Here is a 25,716-nt window from a genome sequence, read left to right as displayed (position 1 = left end):
AACTTGACAGAACTACATATGAGGTTTTGCAGATCTTGAGTATTTCATTGACTGATAAAACTAATCTTAGAGAACTATTCAACAGAACTAAATTTCAAAATGACAAAGATCGTTTTAGGCTTAATGATCCAAGTTTATTTGAGTTTTAATTACGTCCCAATTTTAATGGGACACTAGTGAAAATGAGGTAGTTGCTTGTATAACAGTTGGTAAGTTTATGGCGTGATGAGGTTGTTTTGGTTAATAAAATGAAAAATACTACATTGCGATGAGTGTTTTTCTTTGTTTATCTCTATTTAATGAGTAGAGAAAATCAAATTACAATGTGCTTTTATTTTTGACATAATGATCTTTTGTCAAAATGAAATTAGGTGTATATAAATGGATACCATAAAACATGAACTATATTATATTGTATTATTGAGAAATGAGTTATTTTGTATTCTAGTTAAACACAGAATGGTCATTTCAATGGATTGACAACTAGAATAAGTCTGTTTTTGATAATACATTATATCTAATTTGTTCATTATGACAAAAGCAAATGTAATAAAAAGGATATTATTCCTTACATTATTCGTTCTCTTGTATGGTCAAAATTATGCCCAAATTTCTCTTTCGGTAAGAAAGCAAAAGATCAAGCAAATTATTCCAGTAATAGAAAAAATCAGCGGATACAATATTTTCTATGTCAATGAGATGCCTGATCTCAATATGGAAAAAGATTTAGTGGTTTCCAATAAATCAATTTCAGAAACATTGGATCTTTTATTTCGGGGAACCAGCATTACCTATCAGATAAAGGCTGATAAGCAGATACTCCTGTTGATGAAATCGCAGAGAAACAAGGATATAAATAGAATACTTCCTGAGGACAAAAAAAAAATAAAAGGAAAAGTGGTTGACCTGAATCATATGCCCTTAATCGGTGTTTTGGTCAGGGAAAAAGGCGAAAGTACAGGTGCAACTACCAATTCAGCAGGAGAATTTGTCCTTGATGTACGGGAAAACTCAACCCTGATATTTTCGTATCTTGGGTATTTAACTCAACATATTTCCGTAAATGATAAAAGCACTATAGATGTTGTCATGGCAGATGATTCGAAGTTGCTCAACGAACTTGTGGTTATCGGATACGGTGCCATAATGAAAAAAGACCTGACCGGAGCTGTGGTGACAATTCCGGGCGAAGATGCCTCTATACGAAAAACATCCCAATTGTCCACGGCATTGCAGGGGGCTGTTTCAGGAGTTCTGGTGACCCGGGATAATAATGCACCGGGCTCTGTGCCAAGTAGCATCAGGATAAGGGGAATTACCACCATTGGAAACTCAGATCCACTTGTGGTCGTTGACGGAGTGCCGGGAGATATTAATCAGGTAAATGCCAATGAAGTAGAGAGTGTTTCTGTACTGAAAGATGCAGCTTCATCAGCCATATATGGTTCGCGTGCAGCTTCCGGCGTAGTACTCGTTACCACAAAAAGGGCAAAAGAAACCGGGATGTCACTCAGGTATTCGGGTGAATTCGGACTGGAGATTCCAACGACACAACCAGATGTGGTGGGAGTGACGCGTTATTTGGATATGACCAACGAATTGAGATATAACGATAATCCAAGTGGTGGATTTTATCAGGCCTATTCAGAAGATCAAGTAAAGAATTGGTTAGCTTACAATCAGACTGATCCAAACCATTATCCTGTTACTGACTGGCAGGATATGATTCTTAAAAAATCAGCCATGCGTCAGACCCAGGTTTTCCAAATCTCAGGCGGAGCGAAGTCGGTGCGTACATTAGCATCTCTTACGTATGATAATATAGACGGCTTATATGCGGATCGTAACTATGAACGCTATATGCTTCGAGTAAATAATGATGTGGTGATAAACGATAAACTTAGTGTAACGATAGATTTCAACGCCAAAAGATCAAAGTATCACCAGCCGGTGTACGATCCGCTGGCCGACATGCGGATGACTCCCTCCATATATGCTGCGGTATGGAAAAACGGTCGCATTGCTGAAGGAAAGTCGGGCGGGAATCCGTATGGATTGATGCTTTTAGGCGGAAGTATGGATCGTTGGTACACATTGTTGGGCGGAAAAGCATCTGTGGATTATAAACCTTTCAGTGGTTTTAATATTTCGGCTGTAATAGCCCCAATATTGAGTTATCTCAAAATAAAATCATTTCAGAAGAAGGCAACCTATACACTTGCTGATGATCCTAATGTCATTGGCGGTTATTTGGAAGCAAATGCTGTTCCTTACAGTACGACAAAACTGTATGAAGAGCGCGACGATAATTATTACATTACTTCACAGCTGATTGCCAGTTATAAGAAGACGGTTGGAGCTCATAATATTGATCTGATGGGAGGTACGGAGAATCATTATGAATATTCCGAAACCCTGACTGCTACGAGAGATGGATATACCCTGAGCTCGTATCCTTATCTGGATACGGGTCCGGAGAGTTTGCGGGACAACGGAGGATCGGGAAAAGAATATGCATATCGTTCTTGGTTTGGCCGCCTGATGTACAATTATGCAGGCAAATATCTGTTGCAGGCCAATGCGCGCAATGACGGATCTTCACGCTTTGCCAAGAAGTACCGTTGGGGAATCTTTCCAGCCTTTTCTGCAGGTTGGGTGATGACAGAAGAACCTGTTATCAAGGAAAATATGCCGGACTGGTTGTCAACCGTTAAGCTCAGAGCTTCCTGGGGGGCCTTGGGCAATGAACGTATAGGGGACTTCCCTTATCTGGCAACGATTGAGTTTGGAAATGCGCTGATTTACAATAATGGAGGAGTAGAATCCATAAAAACCGCAGCACAAAAGCAGTATGCGGTTGAGAATGTATCGTGGGAAAAGACTGAATCAACTGATTGGGGATTGGATCTTTCATTTCTGAAAAGCAGGTTACGTTTAACTGGTGATTTTTACATCAAAAAGACAAAGGACATGCTATTGGCACTTAAGATTCCCTATTACCTGGGCATGAGTGATCCGGAAGTAAATGCGGGAAAAATGTTCACGAGAGGTTATGAATTAGATCTTAACTGGAATGACAGCCATAAGAGCTGGAAATACAGTATTTCTGTCAATTTCTCAGATTTTATATCCCGCATAGGAGATCTTAAGGGAACAAAGTTTTTGGGTGATAAAGTGAAAATGGAAGGCAGCGAATTTAACGAATGGTACGGTTATCTCAGTAACGGGCTGTTTCAATCCAGTGACGACGTGAAGAATTCGCCCAAGATAAATAACAATACAAAAGTAGGCGATATAAAATATAAAGATATTTCGGGACCAAACGGAGTTCCTGACGGAGTGATTTCTCCCGAATATGACCGGGTACTGCTGGGCGGTTCATTGCCCCGTTATTTGTACGGTGGTAAATTGTTTGTCGGATACCAAAATATTGATCTGTCCGTGGTTTTTCAAGGGGTCGGAAAGCAAAATGTGCGTTTGGAACGTGATATGATAGAACCTTTGCGTGGGGATTATGGCAATATACCCGCCATACTTGACGGAAACTACTGGAGCTCTTTTAACACAGATGCCAGGAACCTCCAAGTTAAATTTCCGCGGCTGACTCGTGTGAATGTGGAATCCAATATGGCGATGTCTGACTTTTGGTTGTTTAATGGTCGGTATTTTCGGCTGAAGAATTTATCATTGGGATACGTGTTGTCTAATAAGTTGGTAAACAGTGTGAGAATAGAGAAGGTCAGAATTTATGCCACTGCGACAGATCTATTTTGTCTCAGTAACTTTCCACGAGGGTGGGATCCGGAGATGGGAACTACCTCGTATCCAATAACTACCTCTTTAACCTTTGGAGTTTCACTAAACTTTTAGACAATGTTTTCATGAAAAATGCAATACTCAAATATGCACTCTTGTCCATACTGGCTTTAAGTTCTTGCAGCAATCTTGACCTGTTGCCGTTATCGGAAGCATCATCCGGTAACTGGTATTCTTCAGATGATGAAATAGAGATGGCTGCAAATGAATTTTACAAAATTGGTTATTGGAGTCCAGTATTGGAAGATACCGAGCAGGAGTCTGACAACTTTACCTACCGGAATTCTAACAGAAATGAGATCCTTAACGGAACGCTGAATGGCCAAGCCTGGTACGTCATCACATTGTGGTCACAGTGTTACAAAGGAATTACGCTTGCCAACATATTACTCAGAAAGACCGAAAATGCACCTTTGACCGGACTTTCGGCAGATAAGGTAAGGCAATTTCGTGCAGAAGCATATTTTATCAGGGCATGTAAATATGCAACATTGCTTTCCTATTATGGAGATGTGGTATATCTTACTTCAAGTATTAACATAGAACAGGCTTTGCAAATGGGACGGATGCCTAAGAAAGATGTGATTCCATTGGTATATGCCGATTTTGACAATGCCATTGCAGATCTTCCTGTTTCGTATATGGGAAGTCTGGATCAGCGGTTTACCAAAGGTGCGGCATTAGCCATGAAAGCTCGTTTTGCACTTTATAATAGTGACTGGGCTGTGGCTGCAAAAGCGGCCAAGGCTTGCATGGATTTGGGTGTATATGATCTGCATTCAGATTTTACCAATTTATTTTTATCCACAACCAGAAACACCAAAGAAAATATATTCCTTATCCCGAGGTCTATCGATAATGGAGTGACACTCAGTGACTGGCTAGTGAATAATGAGCTTACACGCAATGCTACAGGCTACGCTGCCGCTACTCCGTCGTGGGATCTGCTCGCGGCATTCTTATGCACAGACGGGCTGCCGATAGATGAATCACCTCTGTTTGATCCTCACAACCCGTTTAAGAATCGTGATCCGCGTTGTGTGAAAACTATCGTTGAGTTTGGTACTCGTCATTTGAATTTTGATTACAATCCTCATCCTGATTCATTGACAGTAATGAACTACCAGACGGGTAAAAGGCAAAAGAACAACGATAACAGAGCTGTGGCTCAGTATGCATCTTTCAATGCCCTGGTATGGAAAAAAGGAATCGACGCCACCTGGCTGGTCAATGGCAAAAAGGTGGATAACGATTATGTCATTATTCGTTTTGCTGATGTGTTGTTGATGTATGCAGAGTCTAAAATTGAATTAAATGAAATAGACGCGACAGTGCTTAATGCCATTAATCGCGTAAGAGCCAGGGGGTATGGGGTTAGAGTAACTGATGTGGACAAATACCCAGCCGTGATCACCACTAACCAGGCAAAACTCCGGCAGACGGTGAGACTGGAACGTAGGGTGGAATTTGCCAACGAAGGGCTTCGCTATATGGACCTGATACGATGGCGGCTGGCATCTAAGGCTCTTAACACAAAGAACTACGGGATATTATATCCTGCTACTTTGTTACGTCAGACAATCACATCGAAGGGGTTGTGGTTTTGGCCTTCTACACCTAAGATTGATGATGATGGAATAGCGGATTTTTCAGCCATGGAATATGCGGGACAAATCGCCGTATTGTCTCAACGAGTGTGGGATGACAGACAATATTTATGGCCGATTCCAACAGACGAAATATCTATAAATAGCAATATAAGGCAAAACCCCGGTTATTAATAGGCCGAAGTTCGTTGTAATATAATCATTTGATATATAGTTGTATCTGATTGTGATACTCACAGATTATTACAATCAGATTTATAAATGTAGCAATTTTATTGTTGTACATTGATAGTTTTGTCTTAAATTAAATAGTTAATAAATACAAACAAATAGGATCCGAACATGAAAAAGACACTGGGATTATTCATCTCATTTTTATTGGCCGGTAGCACATTATTTGCTGCGGAGCTATTGGTAGAAGCTGAAAGCTTTATAAATAAGGGAGGCTGGGTCGTTGACCAGCAGTTTATGGATGTGATGGGATCTCCCTATATCATGGCTCATGGCATGGGCAAGCCAGTGGCTGATGCATCGACCACGGTAACCTTTCCCGGATCAGGAACTTATTACGTGTATGTACGTACATTCAACTGGACATTCCCCTGGGCCAAAGGTACCGGTCCGGGGGCGTTTACCCTGAAGGTAGGCGGTAAACGCCTGTCAACAACACTCGGAACCGAAGGCTCACAATGGATGTGGCAAAAGGCCGGCACCGTATCTGTCAAAGATAAGCAGACGACGTTGGTATTGAGTGACCTTTCCGGATTTAACGGCAGATGTGATGCGATCTATTTTACGACCGAAAAAGGAAGTACACCTCCGGCAGACGTCAATGAGTTGGCTCTTTTCCGCAAGAAGCTTCTCAATATTCCGCTTAATCCCGGGAATGTGGAGAAATATGATTTGGTCGTTGTGGGTGGCGGTGTTGCAGGTATGTGTGCAGCCACAGCAGCTGCACGTCTGGGATGCAAGGTTGCTTTGATCCATGACCGTCCGGTATTGGGAGGGAATAATAGCTCAGAGGTGCGTGTTCACCTGGGAGGATCTATCGAAAAAGGGAAAAATGCCGGCTTGGGCCGCATGATTCGTGAATTTGGTCACACCCGTGAAGGAAATGCCCAGAAGGCAGATGTCTATGAAGACGAGAAGAAAAGCGATTTTATTGCTAACGAGAAAAATATCACCCTGTTTACCAACTGTCATGCAACGGCCGTAACGACGAAAGATGGTAAGATCGAATCAGTCTTAGCCAAACAAGTTGAGACCGGAAATGAGATCAGCTTTAAAGCTCCGATTTTTGCAGATTGTACCGGTGACGGCACGATCGGTTATCTGGCGGGAGCTGATTACAGAATGGGACGTGAAAGCCGTGATGAATTTGGTGAAGATCTGGCTCCTGAAAAGGCCGATAAAATGACGATGGGAGCTTCGGTACAATGGTATTCAGTGGCAGATAATAAACCGAACTCATTTCCCCATTTTAAATATGGCGTGGATTTTAACGAAAAAAACTGCGAAAAAGTCACTATGGGCGAATGGAAGTGGGAGACCGGGATGAATTTTGACCAGATTAAAGATTTTGAACGTGTCCGTGACTATGGCCTTCTTGTGGTCTATTCTAACTGGAGTTTTCTGAAAAATGAATTGAAGGACAATCAGAAATACCAAAGCAGAAAACTGGAATGGGTGGCTTATATCGCCGGTAAGCGTGAGTCTCGTCGGTTGATGGGCGATTATATCCTGAAGCAGGATGATATTGACAAAAATATGTTTCATGAAGATGCTTCGTTTACCACTACCTGGAGTATCGACCTGCATACACCGGATACCACCAACTCTAAGACATTCCCGGATGCTGAGTTTAAATCGGCAACCAAACACATATACATCTATCCTTACTCAGTTCCTTATCGCTGCCTTTATTCACGTAACGTAGACAACCTGTTTATGGCTGGCCGTAATATTAGTGCCACTCACGTTGCTCTGGGTACGGTAAGGGTAATGCGTACGACCGGTATGATGGGAGAGGTAGTCGGTATCGCAGCCGCACTATGTAAAAAATACAATACGACTCCCCGTATGATTTATCAGTCACATCTGGATGAATTCAAGTCTCTGATGAAAGAAGGTGTGGGTAAAAAAGAGGGATTGCCCGATAATCAGAAATTTAATGAGGTGAAAAACCTGAAACAACCTAAGTATCTGAACAAAAAATAATTCAAGGAAATGAAGAAAATCCTTCTTATATTGGGCTTTTTGTCTCTTATTCTCTGTCTAAATGCAGCAGTACCCGATTCCACTTATAAATACAATATTCTACTGACGGGTGCATCCTTTGCATCTCCCCAAAATACATGGTTCGAACAGGCGTGTCGTAAGTTACAGGCAAGACCGATCAATAGAGCTATTGGTGGTGAGGCCATTGCAAATACGGCCAACCGGATGGTGGATGGTACACTTTATACCCCTGAGGAGTTGGAAAAAATCGACGCATTTGTAATTATGCAGGTGCATGATAAAGACGTGTTTGACGAATCGAAGTTGCGGGCAAAATACACCGATTACCCCACTCCGTTCAACAGGGATAATTATGCCATTGCTTTTGATTATGTGATTAAGAGATACATCACTGAGTGTTACGAACTGCGCAACAATCCCAAGTCGAAATACTTTGGAACTCCTATCGGGAAACCTGTTGTAATCATTCTTTGCACAAACTGGCACGATGGCCGGGTGGTGTATAATACCTCTGTCAGAAAATTAGCGGATAAATGGGGCTTTCCTGTTGTTGAGTTCGATAAATATATCGGTTTCTCCAAAAATACCTTACATCCGGTTACCGGGAAACAGTACAGTTTGTTGTATGCCACTGATAATCAAATGGTCGGCGGTGAAAGGTTCGGACAGCATCCTTACCGTGGTGAACAGTCGTACATACAACAACGAATGGCTGCCATTTTCGCAGATCTGATGCAAAAGATCCTACCTATAAGATAGTACACACAAAAAATTAACCGGCAATGATAATGAAACGTATATTATTGATCCTTATAGTATTACCGATCGTTCAGTTTGTCTATTCTCAGGCCAGTTGTTACAGCTCCCTGAAAAATGACACCCTGACAATCGGAAATAATCAGATCGAACGAAAATTCATCTGGAATATAGGAAATCTAATCACTTACAGCCTTACTGACAAAATCAATAAACAACAGTGGCAAAACCAGTCACGCACGCCTGATTTCAGTATTTCGAAAGATGCCAAAGTGACGGCAGAATCGACCTGCCAGTCGGAATGGGTCAAAGAGTCGGAGATTCATCCGCGATACCTTCAGACTACGGTTGCCTTTAGCCTCGGCACATTGCAGGTGAAGCGTGTATATCGCATTTACGAAAATAGTCCGGCCATAGCCTGCGATACTTATCTTAAAGGTTCGCTGGATAATTTGCTCTCGGGCAAGGAAGCCAATCAGGCTGACATGAAGAATATCGAATTTGCCGAAGATATGAAATCGAAGCAGATGTCTGCGGTATTGGACCAGATTCATCTGAAAGGACAGCATTGGAGCCTGAAAGCGGTCGAGTTTTTTGATGTTACGGACTGGAATAATAATCTGGTGTCGGAACGAAAGATCCTCTCTTACCGCAAAAGTTCCTATCGGGGAAATCTATTGTTTGCCTCCAATGGTGAAAATGACAACGGATTTTTTATCCTCAAGGAAGCACCTTGCTCCGGAGTACAGATGGCTTATCAGGGATCTGATTTCAGTGCCGAGTTTGGCAAAATCACAGTCAACGGCCTGGGAATCGCAGGTGGCGATATCAAGCCTGATACCTGGGTGAAAACCTACGGTTGTGTCATAGGTGTATATGGAAAAAGTGAACTTAATGGCCTGGTAGCCCTCCGTTCGTATCAGAAAAATATTCGTAAATTGACTTCTGACCGGGATGAGATGATTATGATGAATACCTGGGGCGATCGCAGTCAGGACTCCAAGGTGAATGAGAAATTCTGTTTGCAGGAGTTGGAATGTGCCGCCAGACTGGGAATGACCCATTTTCAGATCGATGATGGTTGGCAGACTGGAAAAAGCCCCAATTCGGCATTGGCCAGAGGTACATTTACCGGAATCTGGAGCAATAAGGATTATTGGAAACCCGATACGCTCAAGTATCCCCGGGGACTGGCGCCGGTGGTTGAAAAAGGAAGAAAGCTTGGCATCGAAATCTGTCTGTGGTTTAATCCCAGTGTCCAGAATGATTTTGCTGATTGGGAAAAAGATGCGCAGGCTTTGATCGGTCTTTATAAAACTTATGGAATACGAATCTTTAAGATCGATGGGCTTACTATACCGTCTAAGCAAGCCGAGATTAATCTTCGGAACTTGTTTGACAAAGTATTAGCCGAAACTAATAACAAGGTTTCCTTTAATCTCGATGCAACAGCCAGTCGCAGAGGAGGATATCACATGCTTAATGAGTATGGAAATGTATTCCTCGAGAACCGGTATACCGATTGGCAAAACTACTATCCTTACTGGACTCTCCGTAATTTGTGGCAATTGTCGAAATATGTGCCTGCCGAAAAGCTCCAGATCGAGTTTCTGAATAAATGGAGGAATGCAAAGAAATACGGTGACGACCGGTTTGCACCGGCCAGATATTCGTTTGAATACCTTTTTGCAACAGCAATGACCGGTCAGCCGTTGGCCTGGTTCGAAGGATCGAATCTGCCGGAAGAGGCATTTAAGGTACAGAAGCTGATCTCTGATTATAAGAAAGTCCAGCATGACTTTCATACCGGCGTGATACTCCCGGTAGGCGAGGAGCCCTCAGGCCGTTCATGGACCGGATTCCAGTCCATCAAGGATAATAAAGGGTACTTGCTCTTTTTTAGAGAAAACACTCCAGAGGATAAAGCTCAAGTAGCGACCTGGCTACCCCGGGGAGCGACGGTGAAATGTACCCCTGTGCTTGGCAATGGAAAACCGGTGACGGCTACAGTAGGGGAAAGAGGTGAAATTCGAGTCTCTATTCCCGCAGCAAACGACTTTGTAATGTACCGATATGAAGTAAAATAAAGCACGTAAAGTCTTCGCTCATTCGATTCATTTACTACATAATACACACTAAAAACTATGAGAATACACTTTTTGACAGCCTTGTTCTTATCTGTTTCAACGGTCCTGTTTGCACAGAAAAGCTATGAGGTGAAATCTCCCGACGGCAAACTCGATGTCCGTGTGCAGGTCGGGACAGACATTACTTACTCCCTCACCCATGAAAACAATCCGGTGATCAAGCCATCGGCCATATCCATGAAACTGGGTGACGGTACCGTATGGGGAACAGCCCCTAAAGTAATCAGTACCCAAAATAATGCGATCAATCAGACTATCAATTCTCCATTTTATAAAAAGAAAACTGTTGCTGATCAGTGTAATGAAATGGTGCTGACTTTCAAAGGCGATTTCAAGATCGTGTTTCGGGCCTATAATGACGGCATGGCTTACCGCTTTGTCTCATTGCGCAAAAAGGATTTTACCGTAACCGGTGAAGACGCAACATTCAATTTTGATAAAGACTACAAGGCTTGTGTCCCTTATGTGAAAAGTAAAGAAAAAGAGGTGGAGAAACAGTTCTTCAACTCTTTTGAAAATACGTATGCCAATGTCTCTCTAAGCGAGATGAGTAACAATCGATTGGCTTTTACGCCACTGGTTGTAGACTTGGGTAACGGCACAAAAGTTTGTCTTGCCGAGTCGGATCTGCAAGGTTATCCGGGCATGTTTTTGATCAACAAGGATAAATCGACCTCGCTGAAAGGCATTTTTGCTCCATACCCTAAAACGACCGTGCAAGGAGGCTATAATAGCCTGCAACAGATCGTTACAGAGCCAGCTCCATTTATCGCACGTTGTAACGGTGCGAAATCTTTCCCCTGGCGTATAGCTATCGTTACGTCTCAGGATAAAGATTTGGCAAATAACGATATGGTGTATCGCCTGGCTACTCCGTCAAAAGTGCAGGACATTTCGTGGATCAAGCCCGGCAAAGTCGCCTGGGACTGGTGGAACAACTGGGGGATCTCTAACGTGGACTTTGAAGTGGGCGTTAATAATCAGACCTATATGGCCTACATCGACTTTGCTTCGCGCAATCATATCGATTATGTGATTCTGGATGAAGGTTGGGCCGTTAATCTCAAAGCTGATTTGTTTCAGGTTGTGCCTGAGATTGATCTGGAAAAGCTGATCGCATTCGGGAAATCTAAAAACGTGGGATTAATTCTCTGGGCGGGTTACTATGCTTTTGAGCGAGACATGGAGAAAGTCTGCGAACACTATTCGAAGATGGGAATCAAGGGATTTAAAGTAGACTTTATGGATCGGGATGATCAGCAGATGGTTGATTTCCATTGCCGTGCCGCTGCTGTGGCAGCTAAATATAAACTATTGATGGATTTCCACGGAACATACAAACCTACCGGACTAAACCGTACTTATCCGAACGTAATCAATTACGAGGCCGTGCATGGACTGGAGCAGATGAAATGGAGCGACATCAGAACGGATCAGGTAACCTACGATGTTACCATGCCGTTTATCCGCATGGTTGCCGGACCGGTCGATTATACCCAGGGGGCAATGACCAACGGAAATAAGAAAACCTTTGCTCCGATAAATAATGCGCCAATGAGTCAGGGTACGCGATGTCATCAGCTGGCAGAGTATGTGGTGTTTGAGTCTCCGCTGAACATGCTGTGCGATAGCCCGACCAAATATGAAAAAGAGCAGGAGTGTACCAACTTTATCTCAGCGGTACCTACTGTCTGGGACCGCACGATTGCCCTGAACGGAGAAGTCGGCCAGTATATCACCATCGCCCGTCAGAAGGGGGATGTATGGTATGTGGGATCGCTTACCAACTGGGATGAGAGAGGTCTGGATATTGATCTTTCCTTTTTGGGCGAAGGCAATTTCGTTGCTGAAATATTCAAGGACGGAGTGAATGCCAACCGAACCGCATCGGATTACAAGCGTGAGCTGATAACTATTCCTTCCAATAAGAAAATGTCATTCAAAATGGCAAAGGGTGGAGGATTTGCAATGCGCATTTACAAAAAATGAGAAACGCTTAAAACAACATGATTACACACATGAATAAAATAGTTTTCAGAATACTTTTGCCGGTATTTGCCTGCTTGCAAATGGCTTCTGCCCAGGATATCATGACCAACGTTTATGGCCGGGATATTCGCTCTTTAAATGGAAAATGGAGCGCTATCATCGATTTGTACAATCAGGGATACAAAACGAAATTCTATCAAAATAAGAAACCACAGGGTAAGACCGAATTCTTTGAATATTCGTTTGACGGGGCCTTGCAGTTGAATGTCCCTTCTGACTGGAACTCGCAATTGCCCGAGCTGAAATATTATGAAGGGACTGTTTGGTATGCCCGCCATTTTGAAGGAAAAAAGGTAAATGACAAACGTCAGTTCCTATATTTCGGAGCTGTAAATTATCGTTGCCGGATATTTCTCAACGGAAAAGAGATTGGTGGCCATGAGGGCGGATTTACTCCGTTCCAGATGGAAGTGACAGACCTGATCAATGATGGAGACAACTTCGTGGCTGTGGAAGTCAGCAATGCCCGGTCCAAAGATGCGATTCCCGCTATGGCCTTCGACTGGTGGAACTACGGGGGAATTACCCGGGATGTCATGCTGGTGTCGGTGCCCAAGGCTTTTATTCAGGATTATTCGGTTCAGCTGGACAAGAACAAGCCGGATGTGATCCATGCTCAGGTGAAATTGTCTGATAAGAAAGCGAACAGCGATGTCTGGATGGAGATTCCGGAACTGGAGATCAAATACAAATTGCAGACGAATGAGCAAGGTCTCGCAAACGCATCATTCCCGGCCCGAAAGATCAAGCGCTGGTCACCCGAATCCCCGACGCTCTATAAGGTCATCCTTTCGTCAGGAGATGATCGGGTGGAGGAGATGATCGGATTCCGCAATCTGAATGTAAAGGGTACGAATATTTACCTAAACGGGAAGCCGATGTTTATGAAGTGTGTCTCTTTTCATGAGGAGATTCCCCAACGCAAAGGACGCGCTTACTCCGAGGCCGATGCGGCAATGTTACTGTCCGAGGCTAAAGCACTTGGCTGTAATATGATACGTCTGGCTCATTACCCTCAGAACGAATACACGGTAAGGCTTGCCGAGAAGATGGGATTTATCCTGTGGCAGGAGATCCCTGTATGGCAGGGTATTGATTTCGGTGACGCAGGTACGCAGGCCAAAGCCAAGACCATGCTGACCGAGATGATCCAACGGGACAAGAACCGTTGTGCGGTAGGATTCTGGGGTGTGGCCAATGAGACACAACCGTCCAAAGAACGCAATGAATTCCTGACCTCATTACTGAATACCGGTAAGCAGATTGATACTACCCGGTTGTATGCGGCGGCATTTGACCTGGTCCGATTTAACCGGGATAAGAAGATATTCGAAATGAACGACACCTTTACCGAACAGCTGGATGTGGTGGCGGTAAATAAATATCAGGGATGGTACCAGCCCTGGCCGCTCGATCCGAAGGATGCCAAATGGAATGTAACTCCCAATAAACCACTGCTTATCTCCGAATTTGGGGGCGAGGCGCTGTACGGGCAATCCGGTGATGAGACTGTAGCCAGTTCCTGGGGCGAAGACTATCAGGCCAAATTGTACCGTGATAATATCGTGATGTTTGGCAATATACCCAATCTCAGAGGTGTATCGCCTTGGATCCTGTTTGACTTCCGCTCGCCATTCCGCATGCACCCGACTAATCAGGACGGATGGAATCGAAAAGGCCTGGTTTCGGATCAGGGAATCCGTAAGAAGGCCTGGTATATCATGCATGACTATTACTCGAAAGTTAAATAACCAATTGTCTAAAAATAGCTCACTACTAATCACTAAAACGGATTCAACAGAATGAAAAAAAGACTATTTGTGTATGGGTTATGCTTACTGGGCCTACCCTCCGGCTTGCTGGCAAAAGGAGACAAAGAGACTCTCCTGTATAAAGATGCCAAGGTACCCATAGAAAAACGTATCGATGATTTGCTGTCGAGAATGACACTCGAAGAGAAGGTCTCTCAGCTGAACCAGTATACCTTGGGCCGAAATAACAATGCCAATAACGTGGGGGATGAGGTCAAAAACGTCCCTGCCGAGATCGGATCATTGATTTATTTCAATTCGGATCCTGCATTGCGCAATCAGGTGCAGCACAAGGCGATGGAAGAGTCGCGGCTGGGAATACCCATTCTCTTTGCCCATGATGTGATACACGGGTTTCGCACAGTCTATCCGATTTCCCTGGGACAGGCGTGCTCGTGGAATCCCAAACTGGTGGAGCAGGCTTGTGCCGTGGCGGCTCAGGAATCAAGAATGTCAGGTATTGACTGGACCTTCTCGCCAATGATCGATGTTGCCCGTGACGGACGCTGGGGGCGCGTGGCCGAAGGATACGGTGAAGATCCGTATGCCAATGCTGTTTTTGGTGTGGCTTCGGTAAAAGGATATCAGGGTGAAAATATGGCTGACGGCAAACACGTTGCGGCATGCCTCAAGCACTTTGTCGGTTATGGCGCATCGGAAGGAGGCCGGGATTATGTCTATACCGAAGTGTCGCCACAGACGCTCTGGGATACCTACCTGCCTCCTTATGAAGCCGGAGTAAAGGCCGGTGCAGCCACATTGATGAGTTCATTTAATGACCTCAGCGGGGTGCCGGGAAGTGCCAATCATTATACCCTGACCGAGATATTGAAACAGCGCTGGAAACACGATGGCTTTGTGGTATCTGACTGGGGTGCGATCGAGCAACTCCGGTCTCAGGGCGTAGCTGCCAGTAAGAAAGAAGCGGCGATGAAATCATTTACCGCTGGCGTAGAGATGGATATGATGAATAATTGCTACAACAAGTATCTGGCCGAACTGGTATCGGAAGGCAAGGTCTCTAAGACATCGCTGAATGATGCCGTAAAGCGTGTCTTGCGGGTGAAGTTCAGACTGGGATTGTTTGACCAACCGTACACTCCTGTGATTGCCGACAAAGATCGCATCCTGAAGTCGGAAAGTGTGGCAGTTGCTAAAAAGCTGGCCGAAGAATCAATCGTACTGCTCAAAAACGGCAACAATATCCTGCCGCTGACTCGTTTTTCCAGAATAGCGGTAGTCGGTCCGATGGCCAAAAACAAAGAGCATTTGCTCGGATCATGGTCAGCTCACGGTCGTCCGGAAGATGTGACAAGCATTTACGACGGGCTGGAATCTGAATTTAAAGGAAAAGCCAAACTCTCGTACGCCAAAGGTTGTGACTTTGACGGGGCGGATAACGCCGGATTTGCAGAAGCGGCAACGGCGGCTAAAGAGGCTGATGTGGTTGTTATTTGTCTGGGTGAAAAAAGAGGCTGGAGCGGAGAGAACGCTTCACGGTCAACGCTGGCTTTGCCACAGATACAGGAAGATCTGGTACAAGAGATCAAAAAGCAGGGCAAACCGATTATCCTGGTGTTGTCAAGCGGTCGCCCGCTTGAGCTGAACAGGCTGGAACCTGTCAGCGATGCGATTCTCGAGATCTGGCAGCCGGGTATTGCCGGTGGTATTCCGTTGGCCGGTGTGATTTCCGGTAAAATCAATCCTTCCGGAAAATTGGCCATGACCTTCCCATACTCGACCGGGCAGATTCCTATTTATTATAATGCTCGCCAGAGCGCCCGCCCTCATCAGGGTAAATACAAGGATATCCAGACCACACCGCTCTACGAATTTGCTTACGGACTGAGTTACACGACCTATCAGTATGGTGATCTGAAGGCATCGGCTACTGCAGTTAAGCGCGGCCAGAAGTTGACTGTGGAGATTCCGGTAACCAACACGGGGGCAAGAGACGGAGCTGAAACGGTTCATTGGTTTATCTCCGATCCTACTTGCTCGATCTCGAGACCGGTCAAAGAGCTGAAATCGTTTGATAAACAGCTGATCAAAGCCGGAGAAACCAGAGTGTTTCGTTTTGAGGTCGATCCGGAACGCGACCTGAGTTTCACCGATGGAACAGGGAAACGTATTCTGGAGTCGGGCGATTACTATATCATAGTAAAAGATAAAATGCTGAATATCAATATTCTAGATTAAAATCCTGAGAGAAAGAATAAGATTGTTTATATGTTTGGTTACTCCCTCTTCACGGTTTGTCGACTGTCGGAAGAGGGAGTTTTTTATGCGGTCTGATTCACATGTTCGGTCGGGCAGTCACTGAGATGATAAGTTAGTAAGAAATGGAACACGGGTAATCAGGAGGCTCCGGACGGAAATATTCTGACCGGAATAGGTTTGTAAACGTTAAAGGCGCGGTTTTTATGAGTGTTTTTGATCGCTTAAGGATATAAAATTGAAATAATTAGCCAAATAGCCATTGAGATTGGATGCTATTAAACACAGAAATACGATTCTGAATTCTATAAATATTGAAACTAAAAACTGATAATTTGAAATGAATAAACAATGCTTTGTGATGATTGTGTTGCTCTCGTTACTACAATGGAGAGCTGATGCCAGAGAGAAGATTTTACTGAATTTTAATTGGAAGTTCCAACTGAATGAACAGTCGGGAGCTATGTTCCCGACCTACAATGATGCCAAATGGCAGTCAGTCAACCTACCGCATGATGCCTCCATATATGGACCATTTGTAAAAGATACACTTGGCGGAACGAAGCTAAATGGTTACCGTCCACGTCATATCGGGTGGTATCGTAAGAATCTTCAAATCAACGAAAATATTGAAGGGAAGAAGGTTTACCTTGAGTTTGAAGGGGTTTACCGCGAGTCGGATGTTTGGGTAAACGGTAAGCATTGCGGGAGGTTTCTCAACGGATACCTTGATTTTCAATATGATATTACCGATTTGGTAAAGAGAGGCAGTAATGTCATTGCCGTACGCTATGACAATACCTTTACTACAAGTTCTCGTTGGTATACGGGAGAGGGTATTACGCGCAATGTCTATCTGAACATCCTTGACAAACTGCATGTAGCCCGCTATGGGACCTACATCACTACTCCTAAGATCACTGATAAGTATGCCAAGACCTGCATAGAGACCACCGTGGAGAATACATCGTCAGACTCTACGACCAGCAAACTGGTGACCGATATCGTTTCACCTACAGGCAGTGTCGTGGCCAGCCGTACGTCGGTGATCAGCTTTGGGGCAAAGGAGACGGTAAAATACCGCCAGGAGGTAAAAGTACCTGATCCCATGATCTGGGATTTAAATTCACCGCATTTGTATAAAGCCGTATCGAAAGTGTACAACGGCGAGCAACTGACTGATAGCTACGAGACTACGTTCGGGATCAGGGAGGTAGAGTTTACCCCCGAGGAAGGATTTCTGCTCAACGGTAAAAAGGTATTCCTAAAAGGAGTATGCCTGCACCATGATCTGGGATCGTTGGGTGCTGCGGCATTTGAAGCAGGATGGCAGAAACGACTTGAAGTCCTCAAAAACCAGATGGGATGTAACGCTATCCGGTTGAGTCATAATCCATATCCCAAATATGTACTGGACTGGTGTGACCGGAACGGCATTCTCGTATTTGATGAGGCCTACGACAAATGGAATTCACAATATTACGGACCGGGCAATTCTTTTGATAATTACTGGGAAAATGACGTGGCTACATTCATTAAAAGAGACAGAAATCACCCGTCAGTATTTATCTGGAGTGTCGGAAATGAGGTTATCCATCAGTATACTGGTGAAGACAGTACTTATGGTGTACTACAATTGAAGAAAATGGTCGATTTTGTGCATGCGCTCGAACCTTCGCGCAAGGTAACCTGCGCTTTATATCCGGCCCGCTACAATGCCATAAAGTACAATAATCCTGCATATTATAACTCTGCTCCACACCAGATGGCGTTCTTTACCGATGTGATGAGTGTAAACTACCAGGCTGGATTTTTCAAAAAAGACCATATTAAATACCCGCAGTTAATATTCCTGTTGAGTGAGGAAGGTACCGGTGAAGGAGGCTATGGTTACTTCGGGTATGACCATACTTATGCCTGTGGTCAGTTTTACTGGGGTGGAACCGAGTATCTTGGAGAGTCATTCGGTTGGCCGTCAAAGGGATGGATCAATGGTGCGATAGACCTGTGCAACAACCTGAAACCGGTAGCTTACAGCATCAGCAGTTTCTACAAATCGGCACCGATGATGAAGCTGGCTGTTTATGCCAAAGATGAAGCGAAGGAAAAATCGTGGAACGACTTTAAGATCAAATGGTTGCCGATGTATTTCCACTGGAACTGGAAAGATAAGGAGCCTCTGACGGTACAGACAATCTCTAACTGTGACAGCGTGGAGCTTATAATCAACGGGAAATCGCAGGGGATAAAAAGCATGGCGGCATGCACCAATCAGAAAATGACCTGGAATGTCAATTACGAAAAGGGCGAAATCAAAGCTCTGGGGCGCACCGGAGGAAAAGTGGTATCGAAAGATATCCTGCGCACAGCCGGTGAAGCTCAGCTGATTATACTCGAAGCTGACAAGAAAGAGATGAAAGCCGATGGTCTTGACCTGACCTACATCAATGTGAAGGTGGTGGATAAGTCGGGCAATATCGTGCCAAATGCCGACCACCTGATCCGCTTCTCCGTGAAGGGAGCCGGTACCAATTCCGGGGTAGGCAATGGTGATATCCTGAGTGACGAACTGCTTCAGGCGGATAGCCGCAGGGTGTACAACGGGACATGCCAACTGATTATCCGTTCTTCGCAAATGGCCGGAGAGATTAAGATTAGTGCCAGCGCAAAAGGTCTGAAACCAGCCGTTGTGGTAATTAAAACGCATTAAGAGATATGACAGGATAAGTCCGTACATCTATAAAAAATGAAAAATGCCGATTCGAGGAGAATCGGCATCTTTACCATAAACAAAAAAGACGATACCATGAATAATAAAAGACTAAAACATTTTTTCCTTATTCTATTTTTCGCGTTTGCCGTGCAAGCCTATAGCCAGAAAACGATCAGGATACTGGCCATCGGAAACAGTTTCTCCGAAGATGCTGCTGAGTCGTATGTGGATGACCTGGCTAAAGCCGATGGAGTACAACTGATCATTGCCAACCTTTATATCGGAGGATGCAGCCTGGAGACTCACTGGAACAATGCCGTCAATAACACGGCTGCCTATTCGTACCGAAAAATTGTAAACGGAGATACCACAAGGCTGGACAGTAAAACACTTGCGTATGCACTTGCCGATGAGCCCTGGGACTACATTTCCTTTCAACAGGTGAGCCAATACTCGGGACGGTACAATACCTATTTCCCGTATTTACCCAACCTTATGAATTACGTAAAAGGCCTGGCTACCAATCCCGATGTACAGTATTGTATGCATCGCACATGGGCTTATGCTTCCAACTCGACGCATTCCGAATACGACTATTATCAGAAAAATCAGATGATCATGTATGACTCCATCGTAGATGTCACAAGTCGTGTAGCCGCCCTGATGGGCATAAACATCATCATCCCTGCCGGAACCGCCATCCAGAACGGACGCAGCAGTTACATCGGCGACAATTTCAACCGCGACGGCTACCATCTGACCTATGGTCTCGGGCGTTATACCGCAGCCTGTACATGGTATGAAAAGATGTTGGGCAAGCCGGTAATTGGAAACACATTTGCGCCAAAAGGATTGTCGGCCTCCGACATCCAGATAGCCCAGAAAGCAGCCCATTATGCAGTGGTGGAACCCGATAAGGTGACCTCCATGACGCAGCAGTCTGTAGGATTCGTAAAATCAATCCAGATTGATTTCGGATCTCAGACTCTCATGTCCGGATTGCCGTGGAATAATCTGACGTCTACCGCTTTGGGAAGCTCTGTCTCCGGACTGCTCGATACAGATGGAAATAATACCGGAGTCTCGATCAAAGTATCCGATGCCTTTGGCGGAATCAATTCGAACGGACCGTCATCTACCAATACCGGGACATCATTGCCGTCGGCCGCTACCGGCGATAGTTTCTGGGGAAACGGTACAGGCGCTTACACCGGAATGACCGAACCTACAGCCGGTTTTTTGGTGACAGGACTTGAGCCGGAGAAAGCGTATGACTTCTGTTTCTTTTCATCCCGCACCGGAGCGACAGACAACCGCGAGACTACCTTTACCGTCACCGGGAGCAATCAGCAGTCTGTGTCGGTTAATTCGTCAGGAAATACCACAAATTTGGCTACGGTTACCCGGATAAAACCCGCCTCTGACGGATCTGTATCCATTAGTCTCCGTGCCGGAGCCAACAATAACAACTCGTATAAATTTTTCTACATCAATACTTTACAGATTTCACCGTCAGCGCAAACGTCTCCTGTTGCTTTGCAGAGGATCAAACGTTTCCGCATTTACCCGAATCCGGTAAAAGACATTGCTTTTGTTGATTCGGAACAGGAGCTGACCAACATGCAGGTGATTGACCTGTCAGGACGGATCGTGTTTGATACCATCAATACACAATCCGGGATAATAAGCCTTGAGCTGTCCCGGTTGAGCAATGGATGCTACATGCTCAGGACCGACGCAGGTAATGCAATCTTTCTGAAAAGATAAATGAATATATTCCAATTGATTAAAAAGCTATGTTTGAAAGATTCAAAAAAAAAGGTTACTGGCTCGGAATGATGTTGTGCACGATGCATATTGTTCCCGCTTTGTCACAATCAGCACTGGATAAACGTGTTGATGCGCTTGTACAGGCAATGAGTACACAGGAAAAGATCAGTCATCTGATAAATGTTGGTTTCGGGGGTACACCGGCCAACACGAGATTAAATATTCCGGGATTTATCATGAGCGACGGTCCGCATGGCGTCCGGTTTACTGCCGACAGATTTGGACGTACCGCAACCTCCTTTCCAACGGGAATTGCGATGGCTGCCACCTGGGATGAAGAGTTGGCCCGCAAAGTGGGAGAGTCAATGGGGGTAGAGTTCTGGGCCTTCAACCGGACGCAGCAACTGGGCCCCTGTCTCGATCTGGCACGGGACTCCCGAGGGGGACGGACAGCCGAAAGCGGTGGGGAAGATCCTTACCTGGCCGGCCAAATGGGAAAATCTGTCGTCATGGGCATTCAGAAATTTCCGGTTATTGCTACCCTGAAACACTTTATGGGGGAGAGCAAGCAGTCTGACCGGATGAATATGAATGTCGTTGCCACGGAACGTTGGCTGATGGACTTCGCCGGGTATAATTTCCGGACTGCCATGCAGGATGCCGGAGCGATGTGCGTGATGGGGGCGTATAACAAAATAAACGGTGACAAATGCAGTGAAAGCTCGCTCTTGCTGAAGTCTGTGTTGCGTGACCGCTGGGGATTCCCTTTTTATGTGGTTTCTGACTGGGCAAGTATTGCTACGGCCAAGAAAGCGCTTCAGGCCGGTACAGACGTCTGCATGGGTTCCTCTATTTACGAAGCTGATCTGCCGACACTTGTTGCAAGCGGAGGAATAACCACCGACGATCTGGACAGGGCTGTCAAGAAAGTGCTGAAAACAAAGATACTAAACGGGATGCTTGACTATTTTCCCCGTGGTAATGAAGCTTTGGCCAAGACGTCGGAAATCGGTGCGATCAACCGGCTTGCAGCGCAGAAATCGGTGATTTTGCTTAAAAACGGAAAAAAATCCGATGCAACTCCCATTTTACCTTTACCAAAGACAGGGCTTAAGATTGCTTTGATCGGACCGAATGCCACAGCAAAGAACCTGAACTGTTACGGAAGCAGCGCGACTCAACCCGCTTATGCGGTGAGCATAAAGGAAGGGATAGAGGCAAAGGCCGGAGCTTCCAATGTGACTTATGTGAAGGGGTGCGATATTAATTCGACTGCCACAGATGGTTTTGAGGCGGCAAAATCAGCTGCGATGGCTGCCGATGTCGTCATTTTTGCGGGAGGCATTGACTCGACCCAGGAGGGAGAGGGTTACGGAACCGGCCATGACCGCACCGGAGATACATTTGCCTTGCCCGTTACACAGCAAAACTTGATCAATGAGTTGGCTGCGGTAAATCCTAACCTTGTCGCCGTTATTCAAAGTGGGGGAGTATGCAGCCTGCATTCCTGTCTGCCGGCTATAAAAGGTCTGATTTATTCGTTTTATTCATCCCAGGAGGCTGGAAACGCGATTGCCGACGTTATTTTCGGTGATTATAATCCCGCAGGACGCATGCCGTTGTCCATGCCGGTCAGCGATACCGATTTTCCCTCCTGGAGTGAAGATGTATTTCGCTATTTTACCGTAAATCTTGACGGAGGATACCGGTGGCTGGACGAAAAAGGGATTGCTCCCGAGTTTGCATTCGGATATGGACTAAGTTATACTACATTCTCATACGCCCATCTGGTGATGCCGGCCAATGTTATCGCAGGACAATCGTTTACAGCCAGCGTCGATGTTACCAATACAGGAGCTGTTGCGGGCGAAGAGGTTGTGCAGCTATACATCAGCGAGCCTTCGGGCGCTTCATTGTGGATGCCCAAAAAAGAGTTGAGAGGCTTTCGCCGGATAGCCCTGGCTCCGGGAGAGACCAGGACTGTTACCTTTAACTTCTCAGCCGATGATTTTTATCATTGGAACGAAACCTCAAAGGCTTATGAAGTTCAGCCGGGAAGCTACATGTTCAGGGTAGGAGGGGCATCGGACAATTTGCCCCTGGCGCAGTCTGTCGTGTTTGCCAATGGGGAGCAAAAGCCGGATCTGCGGATTACGCAACTCTATACCATGCCCCGCTATCCGATCCAAGGCCAGCCGGTCAGTTTCTATGCATTGGTCAAGAATCAGGGCAATGCCGTGACGCAGATTCCCTGTAATATCTCGTTTGAGATCTCGGGCAAGGAGGTGGCCAAAACCACACAGAGTATGGTGACCATTGCGCCCGGTCAGGTGCAGCTTATCGCTTCGGATCAGGAATGGAACTGTGATAATGAGGGAAAAACGACAGTGTCAGGGCGGGTGTCATTCGATTCACCCGATACTGAATGGGATATTTCGAATAATGTCTTTACCCGGGATTTCGAAATATTCGATCCGGGAGTCAACTCCGAAGTGACTAATCTTGCTTACCTGAAAAATGTAACGACCTCTTCTGTCAACGGAAAGTATTACTGCAGCCAGTTGGTCGACGGCGATTTATCTACCCGATGGGATTCGAAGCGAACAGATGATGAGTGGGCAATGGTGGATCTGGAAGCTATCGGTGAAGTAGAGAAGATAAACCTCTACTGGGAAGCCTCGTTTGCAAAGAAATATGTCATTGAAAAATCATTGGACGGGCAAGACTGGACAACGTTAAAGAACATCACCGCAGGAGCAGGAGGGGTAGAATCCTACACTTTTGATAAATTCCAGGCGCGCTACATTCGCATTCATTGTCTTGAAAGAACAACGATTAATTCATCCAAATATGGATTTTCACTTTATGAAATAGAGGTCATAGGTTCTGCAGTGAGATCCATGCCCAGCGCTAAAATTATCACAGATGCCACTACACTTTGTTTGCCTTATGCCAAAACATACCTCGACGGCACACAATCCGTTAATTCCGTATCTACGCCGTTGACTTACCTGTGGAAACAGGTTTCGGGTCCGTCGCAGGCTACTATTGCCGGCCCGGGGTTGTCTATGACCACCGTTAGCTTCACTGTAGCAGGAACCTACGTTTTTCGCCTGACTGTTTCCAACGGCTCGGATACCGACTCAAAGGAGTGTACCGTATTGGTCAAAAATGTGGATTCGGCTACCGATCTGGCTCTTTATAAACCGGCTACGGCATCGGGATCGGAGGCAATCTCCACATATCCCAAGGCGGCTGTTGACGGTGACGGCAGTACGCGTTGGTCGTCGGCTTTCAGCAACAATCAATGGTGGCAGGTAGATTTACAACATCAGGTCACGCCTTCTCAAATAGCTATTGTGTGGCAAAGCGCTTACGCTAAAAATTTTAATATACAGATTTCTGCTGACGGTAAGGTGTGGAATACCTATGGTGCAAATACAGCATTTGCGGGAGGTACCTCTTCGATGTCTAACACCAACGGGCTTTCCGGTCGCTATTTGAAGGTAAACTGTGTGGAAAGGCAAACTTCATACGGATCCTCTTTTTATTCATTTAATCTGTATGGCAGTTATGCCACCGGTGTCAATCAGCTTCCAAAAGCGACAGCTCCAGCTATACTCACTTCTGCGAATGGATCTGCGGGTCTTGACGGCACAGCCAGCTCAGATGCAGACGGAGATGCGCTTACTTACAAATGGGAAGAGCTGACGGGACCGGCTTTTGTCAATATCCTCAATCCTCAAAATGCAAAAGCTTCGGTCTCGGGATTAAAAGAAGGCTCCTATTTCTTTAAACTCACGGTTGACGACGGAAAAGATATTGATTTTACCATTGTAAATGTACAGGTGAAATTGTCTACCCCGGTTAAAGAGGTGACTGTTAATCAAGTGGAAGTGTATCCTAATCCGGTAAAAGAAGCTTTGTTTATAAAAAGCTCCGAGTCGGATAGGGCCGACAGGGCTGAGATTTATGACCTGAACGGCATCCTAGCTATCTCCGAGAATATTGTGAACAACTGTATTTTACTTCATAACCTTCCGTCCGGAATGTATTGCGTTCGTATCTATTCACAGAAAAGAATCATTGGGAACATAAAAATTATCAAGGAGACCTGACTAAAAAACTTCGTGTCACATCGGCTTAATGCCAGCTCATGCTTCTATCACTAATTCCTTATATCTGATAAACATGCTGTCTGACTTAGGCCTTTGCGACTAAATATCAGTAAGTAAAAAGGATGAAAAAAAATAAACGATTTCGCTTGTCTTGTATGAAACGACCGGTTACCGGCCTAATGTTGTTTTTATTCACAAATAGTATCTCCGGACTAACAATATCATCCGCAGATGCAAATATTCAGGGAAACTTTATTGTAAATGTACTGCCTGAGACCCAAAAGCTGGTGCGTAACCCTATGGCAGGCTGGGCTATTTACGGCAGCGCGGGTGTAGCCAGTGATTTTTGGACCCAACTCGACAAGGTTTCTGTACCCGAATTGGGGACAACCGTCAAGGCTTCCGATTACGCCAGTATTTTGTATATCCGTACTGGATGGGCCGATTTAGAACCTCAGGAAGGAGTTTATGCCT

Annotated in this window: 11 protein-coding genes and 2 pseudogenes; all 13 read left to right on the top strand. The window is 45.2% G+C overall.

From position 1 onward, the window contains the following. Positions 1–149, top strand: a pseudogene (locus tag MLE17_RS18530) (IS4 family transposase); the annotation flags it as partial. Between the two features lie 382 nt (positions 150–531). Beyond that, positions 532–3,870: a SusC/RagA family TonB-linked outer membrane protein gene (locus tag MLE17_RS18525; protein WP_243350263.1), complete on the top strand. Its 3,339-nt coding sequence runs from the start codon at positions 532–534 to the stop codon at positions 3,868–3,870. 11 nt (positions 3,871–3,881) lie between these two features. Then, positions 3,882–5,597: a RagB/SusD family nutrient uptake outer membrane protein gene (locus tag MLE17_RS18520; protein ID WP_243350262.1), complete on the top strand. Its 1,716-nt coding sequence runs from the start codon at positions 3,882–3,884 to the stop codon at positions 5,595–5,597. A gap of 168 nt (positions 5,598–5,765) precedes the next feature. After that, on the top strand, positions 5,766–7,640 hold the full coding sequence (locus MLE17_RS18515) for an FAD-dependent oxidoreductase (RefSeq protein WP_243350261.1): 1,875 nt from the start codon (positions 5,766–5,768) through the stop codon (positions 7,638–7,640). Between the two features lie 9 nt (positions 7,641–7,649). Further along, a complete protein-coding gene (locus MLE17_RS18510) occupies positions 7,650–8,420 on the top strand; it encodes a DUF5040 domain-containing protein (protein ID WP_243350260.1) in 771 nt (256 codons plus the stop codon). Positions 8,421–8,449: 29 nt separating this feature from the next. After that, positions 8,450–10,504: an alpha-galactosidase gene (locus MLE17_RS18505; protein ID WP_243350259.1), complete on the top strand. Its 2,055-nt coding sequence runs from the start codon at positions 8,450–8,452 to the stop codon at positions 10,502–10,504. Positions 10,505–10,561: 57 nt separating this feature from the next. Beyond that, entirely contained in the window at positions 10,562–12,553 is a 1,992-nt protein-coding gene (locus MLE17_RS18500) for a glycoside hydrolase family 97 protein (protein ID WP_243350258.1), read from the top strand. A 29-nt stretch (positions 12,554–12,582) separates the two neighbouring features. Beyond that, a complete protein-coding gene (locus tag MLE17_RS18495) occupies positions 12,583–14,364 on the top strand; it encodes a glycoside hydrolase family 2 protein (protein ID WP_243350257.1) in 1,782 nt (593 codons plus the stop codon). 51 nt (positions 14,365–14,415) lie between these two features. Continuing rightward, a complete protein-coding gene (gene bglX / locus MLE17_RS18490) occupies positions 14,416–16,623 on the top strand; it encodes a beta-glucosidase BglX (protein ID WP_243350256.1) in 2,208 nt (735 codons plus the stop codon). A 358-nt stretch (positions 16,624–16,981) separates the two neighbouring features. Further along, positions 16,982–19,351, top strand: coding sequence for a glycoside hydrolase family 2 protein (locus tag MLE17_RS18485; RefSeq protein ID WP_243350255.1), 2,370 nt, complete (start codon positions 16,982–16,984; stop codon positions 19,349–19,351). 36 nt (positions 19,352–19,387) lie between these two features. Beyond that, positions 19,388–21,121, top strand: coding sequence for a DUF4886 domain-containing protein (locus tag MLE17_RS18480; RefSeq protein WP_243350254.1), 1,734 nt, complete (start codon positions 19,388–19,390; stop codon positions 21,119–21,121). A 29-nt stretch (positions 21,122–21,150) separates the two neighbouring features. Beyond that, a complete protein-coding gene (locus MLE17_RS18475) occupies positions 21,151–25,242 on the top strand; it encodes a glycoside hydrolase family 3 N-terminal domain-containing protein (protein ID WP_243350253.1) in 4,092 nt (1,363 codons plus the stop codon). Positions 25,243–25,397: 155 nt separating this feature from the next. Further along, positions 25,398–25,716: pseudogene (locus tag MLE17_RS18470) on the top strand (DUF4832 domain-containing protein); the annotation flags it as partial.

It is taken from the genome of Parabacteroides sp. FAFU027, assembly GCF_022808675.1.
GTDB lineage: Bacteria > Bacteroidota > Bacteroidia > Bacteroidales > UBA7332 > CAXXIC01.
Note: the sequence above shows the minus strand (reverse complement) of the source record. Positions and strands in the feature narration are given on the sequence as shown.

What these genes read in the sequence shown, in the direction of transcription:
- MLE17_RS18500 (WP_243350258.1), top strand. Translation starts at nt 10,562, where the DNA reads ATGAGAATACACTTTTTGACAGCCTTGTTCTTATCTGTTTCAACGGTC.
- MLE17_RS18495 (WP_243350257.1), top strand. Translation starts at nt 12,583, where the DNA reads ATGAATAAAATAGTTTTCAGAATACTTTTGCCGGTATTTGCCTGCTTG.
- MLE17_RS18510 (WP_243350260.1), top strand. Translation starts at nt 7,650, where the DNA reads ATGAAGAAAATCCTTCTTATATTGGGCTTTTTGTCTCTTATTCTCTGT.
- MLE17_RS18485 (WP_243350255.1), top strand. Translation starts at nt 16,982, where the DNA reads ATGAATAAACAATGCTTTGTGATGATTGTGTTGCTCTCGTTACTACAA.
- MLE17_RS18480 (WP_243350254.1), top strand. Translation starts at nt 19,388, where the DNA reads ATGAAAAATGCCGATTCGAGGAGAATCGGCATCTTTACCATAAACAAA.
- MLE17_RS18505 (WP_243350259.1), top strand. Translation starts at nt 8,450, where the DNA reads ATGAAACGTATATTATTGATCCTTATAGTATTACCGATCGTTCAGTTT.
- MLE17_RS18475 (WP_243350253.1), top strand. Translation starts at nt 21,151, where the DNA reads ATGTTTGAAAGATTCAAAAAAAAAGGTTACTGGCTCGGAATGATGTTG.
- MLE17_RS18515 (WP_243350261.1), top strand. Translation starts at nt 5,766, where the DNA reads ATGAAAAAGACACTGGGATTATTCATCTCATTTTTATTGGCCGGTAGC.
- MLE17_RS18525 (WP_243350263.1), top strand. Translation starts at nt 532, where the DNA reads ATGACAAAAGCAAATGTAATAAAAAGGATATTATTCCTTACATTATTC.
- MLE17_RS18520 (WP_243350262.1), top strand. Translation starts at nt 3,882, where the DNA reads ATGAAAAATGCAATACTCAAATATGCACTCTTGTCCATACTGGCTTTA.
- bglX (WP_243350256.1), top strand. Translation starts at nt 14,416, where the DNA reads ATGAAAAAAAGACTATTTGTGTATGGGTTATGCTTACTGGGCCTACCC.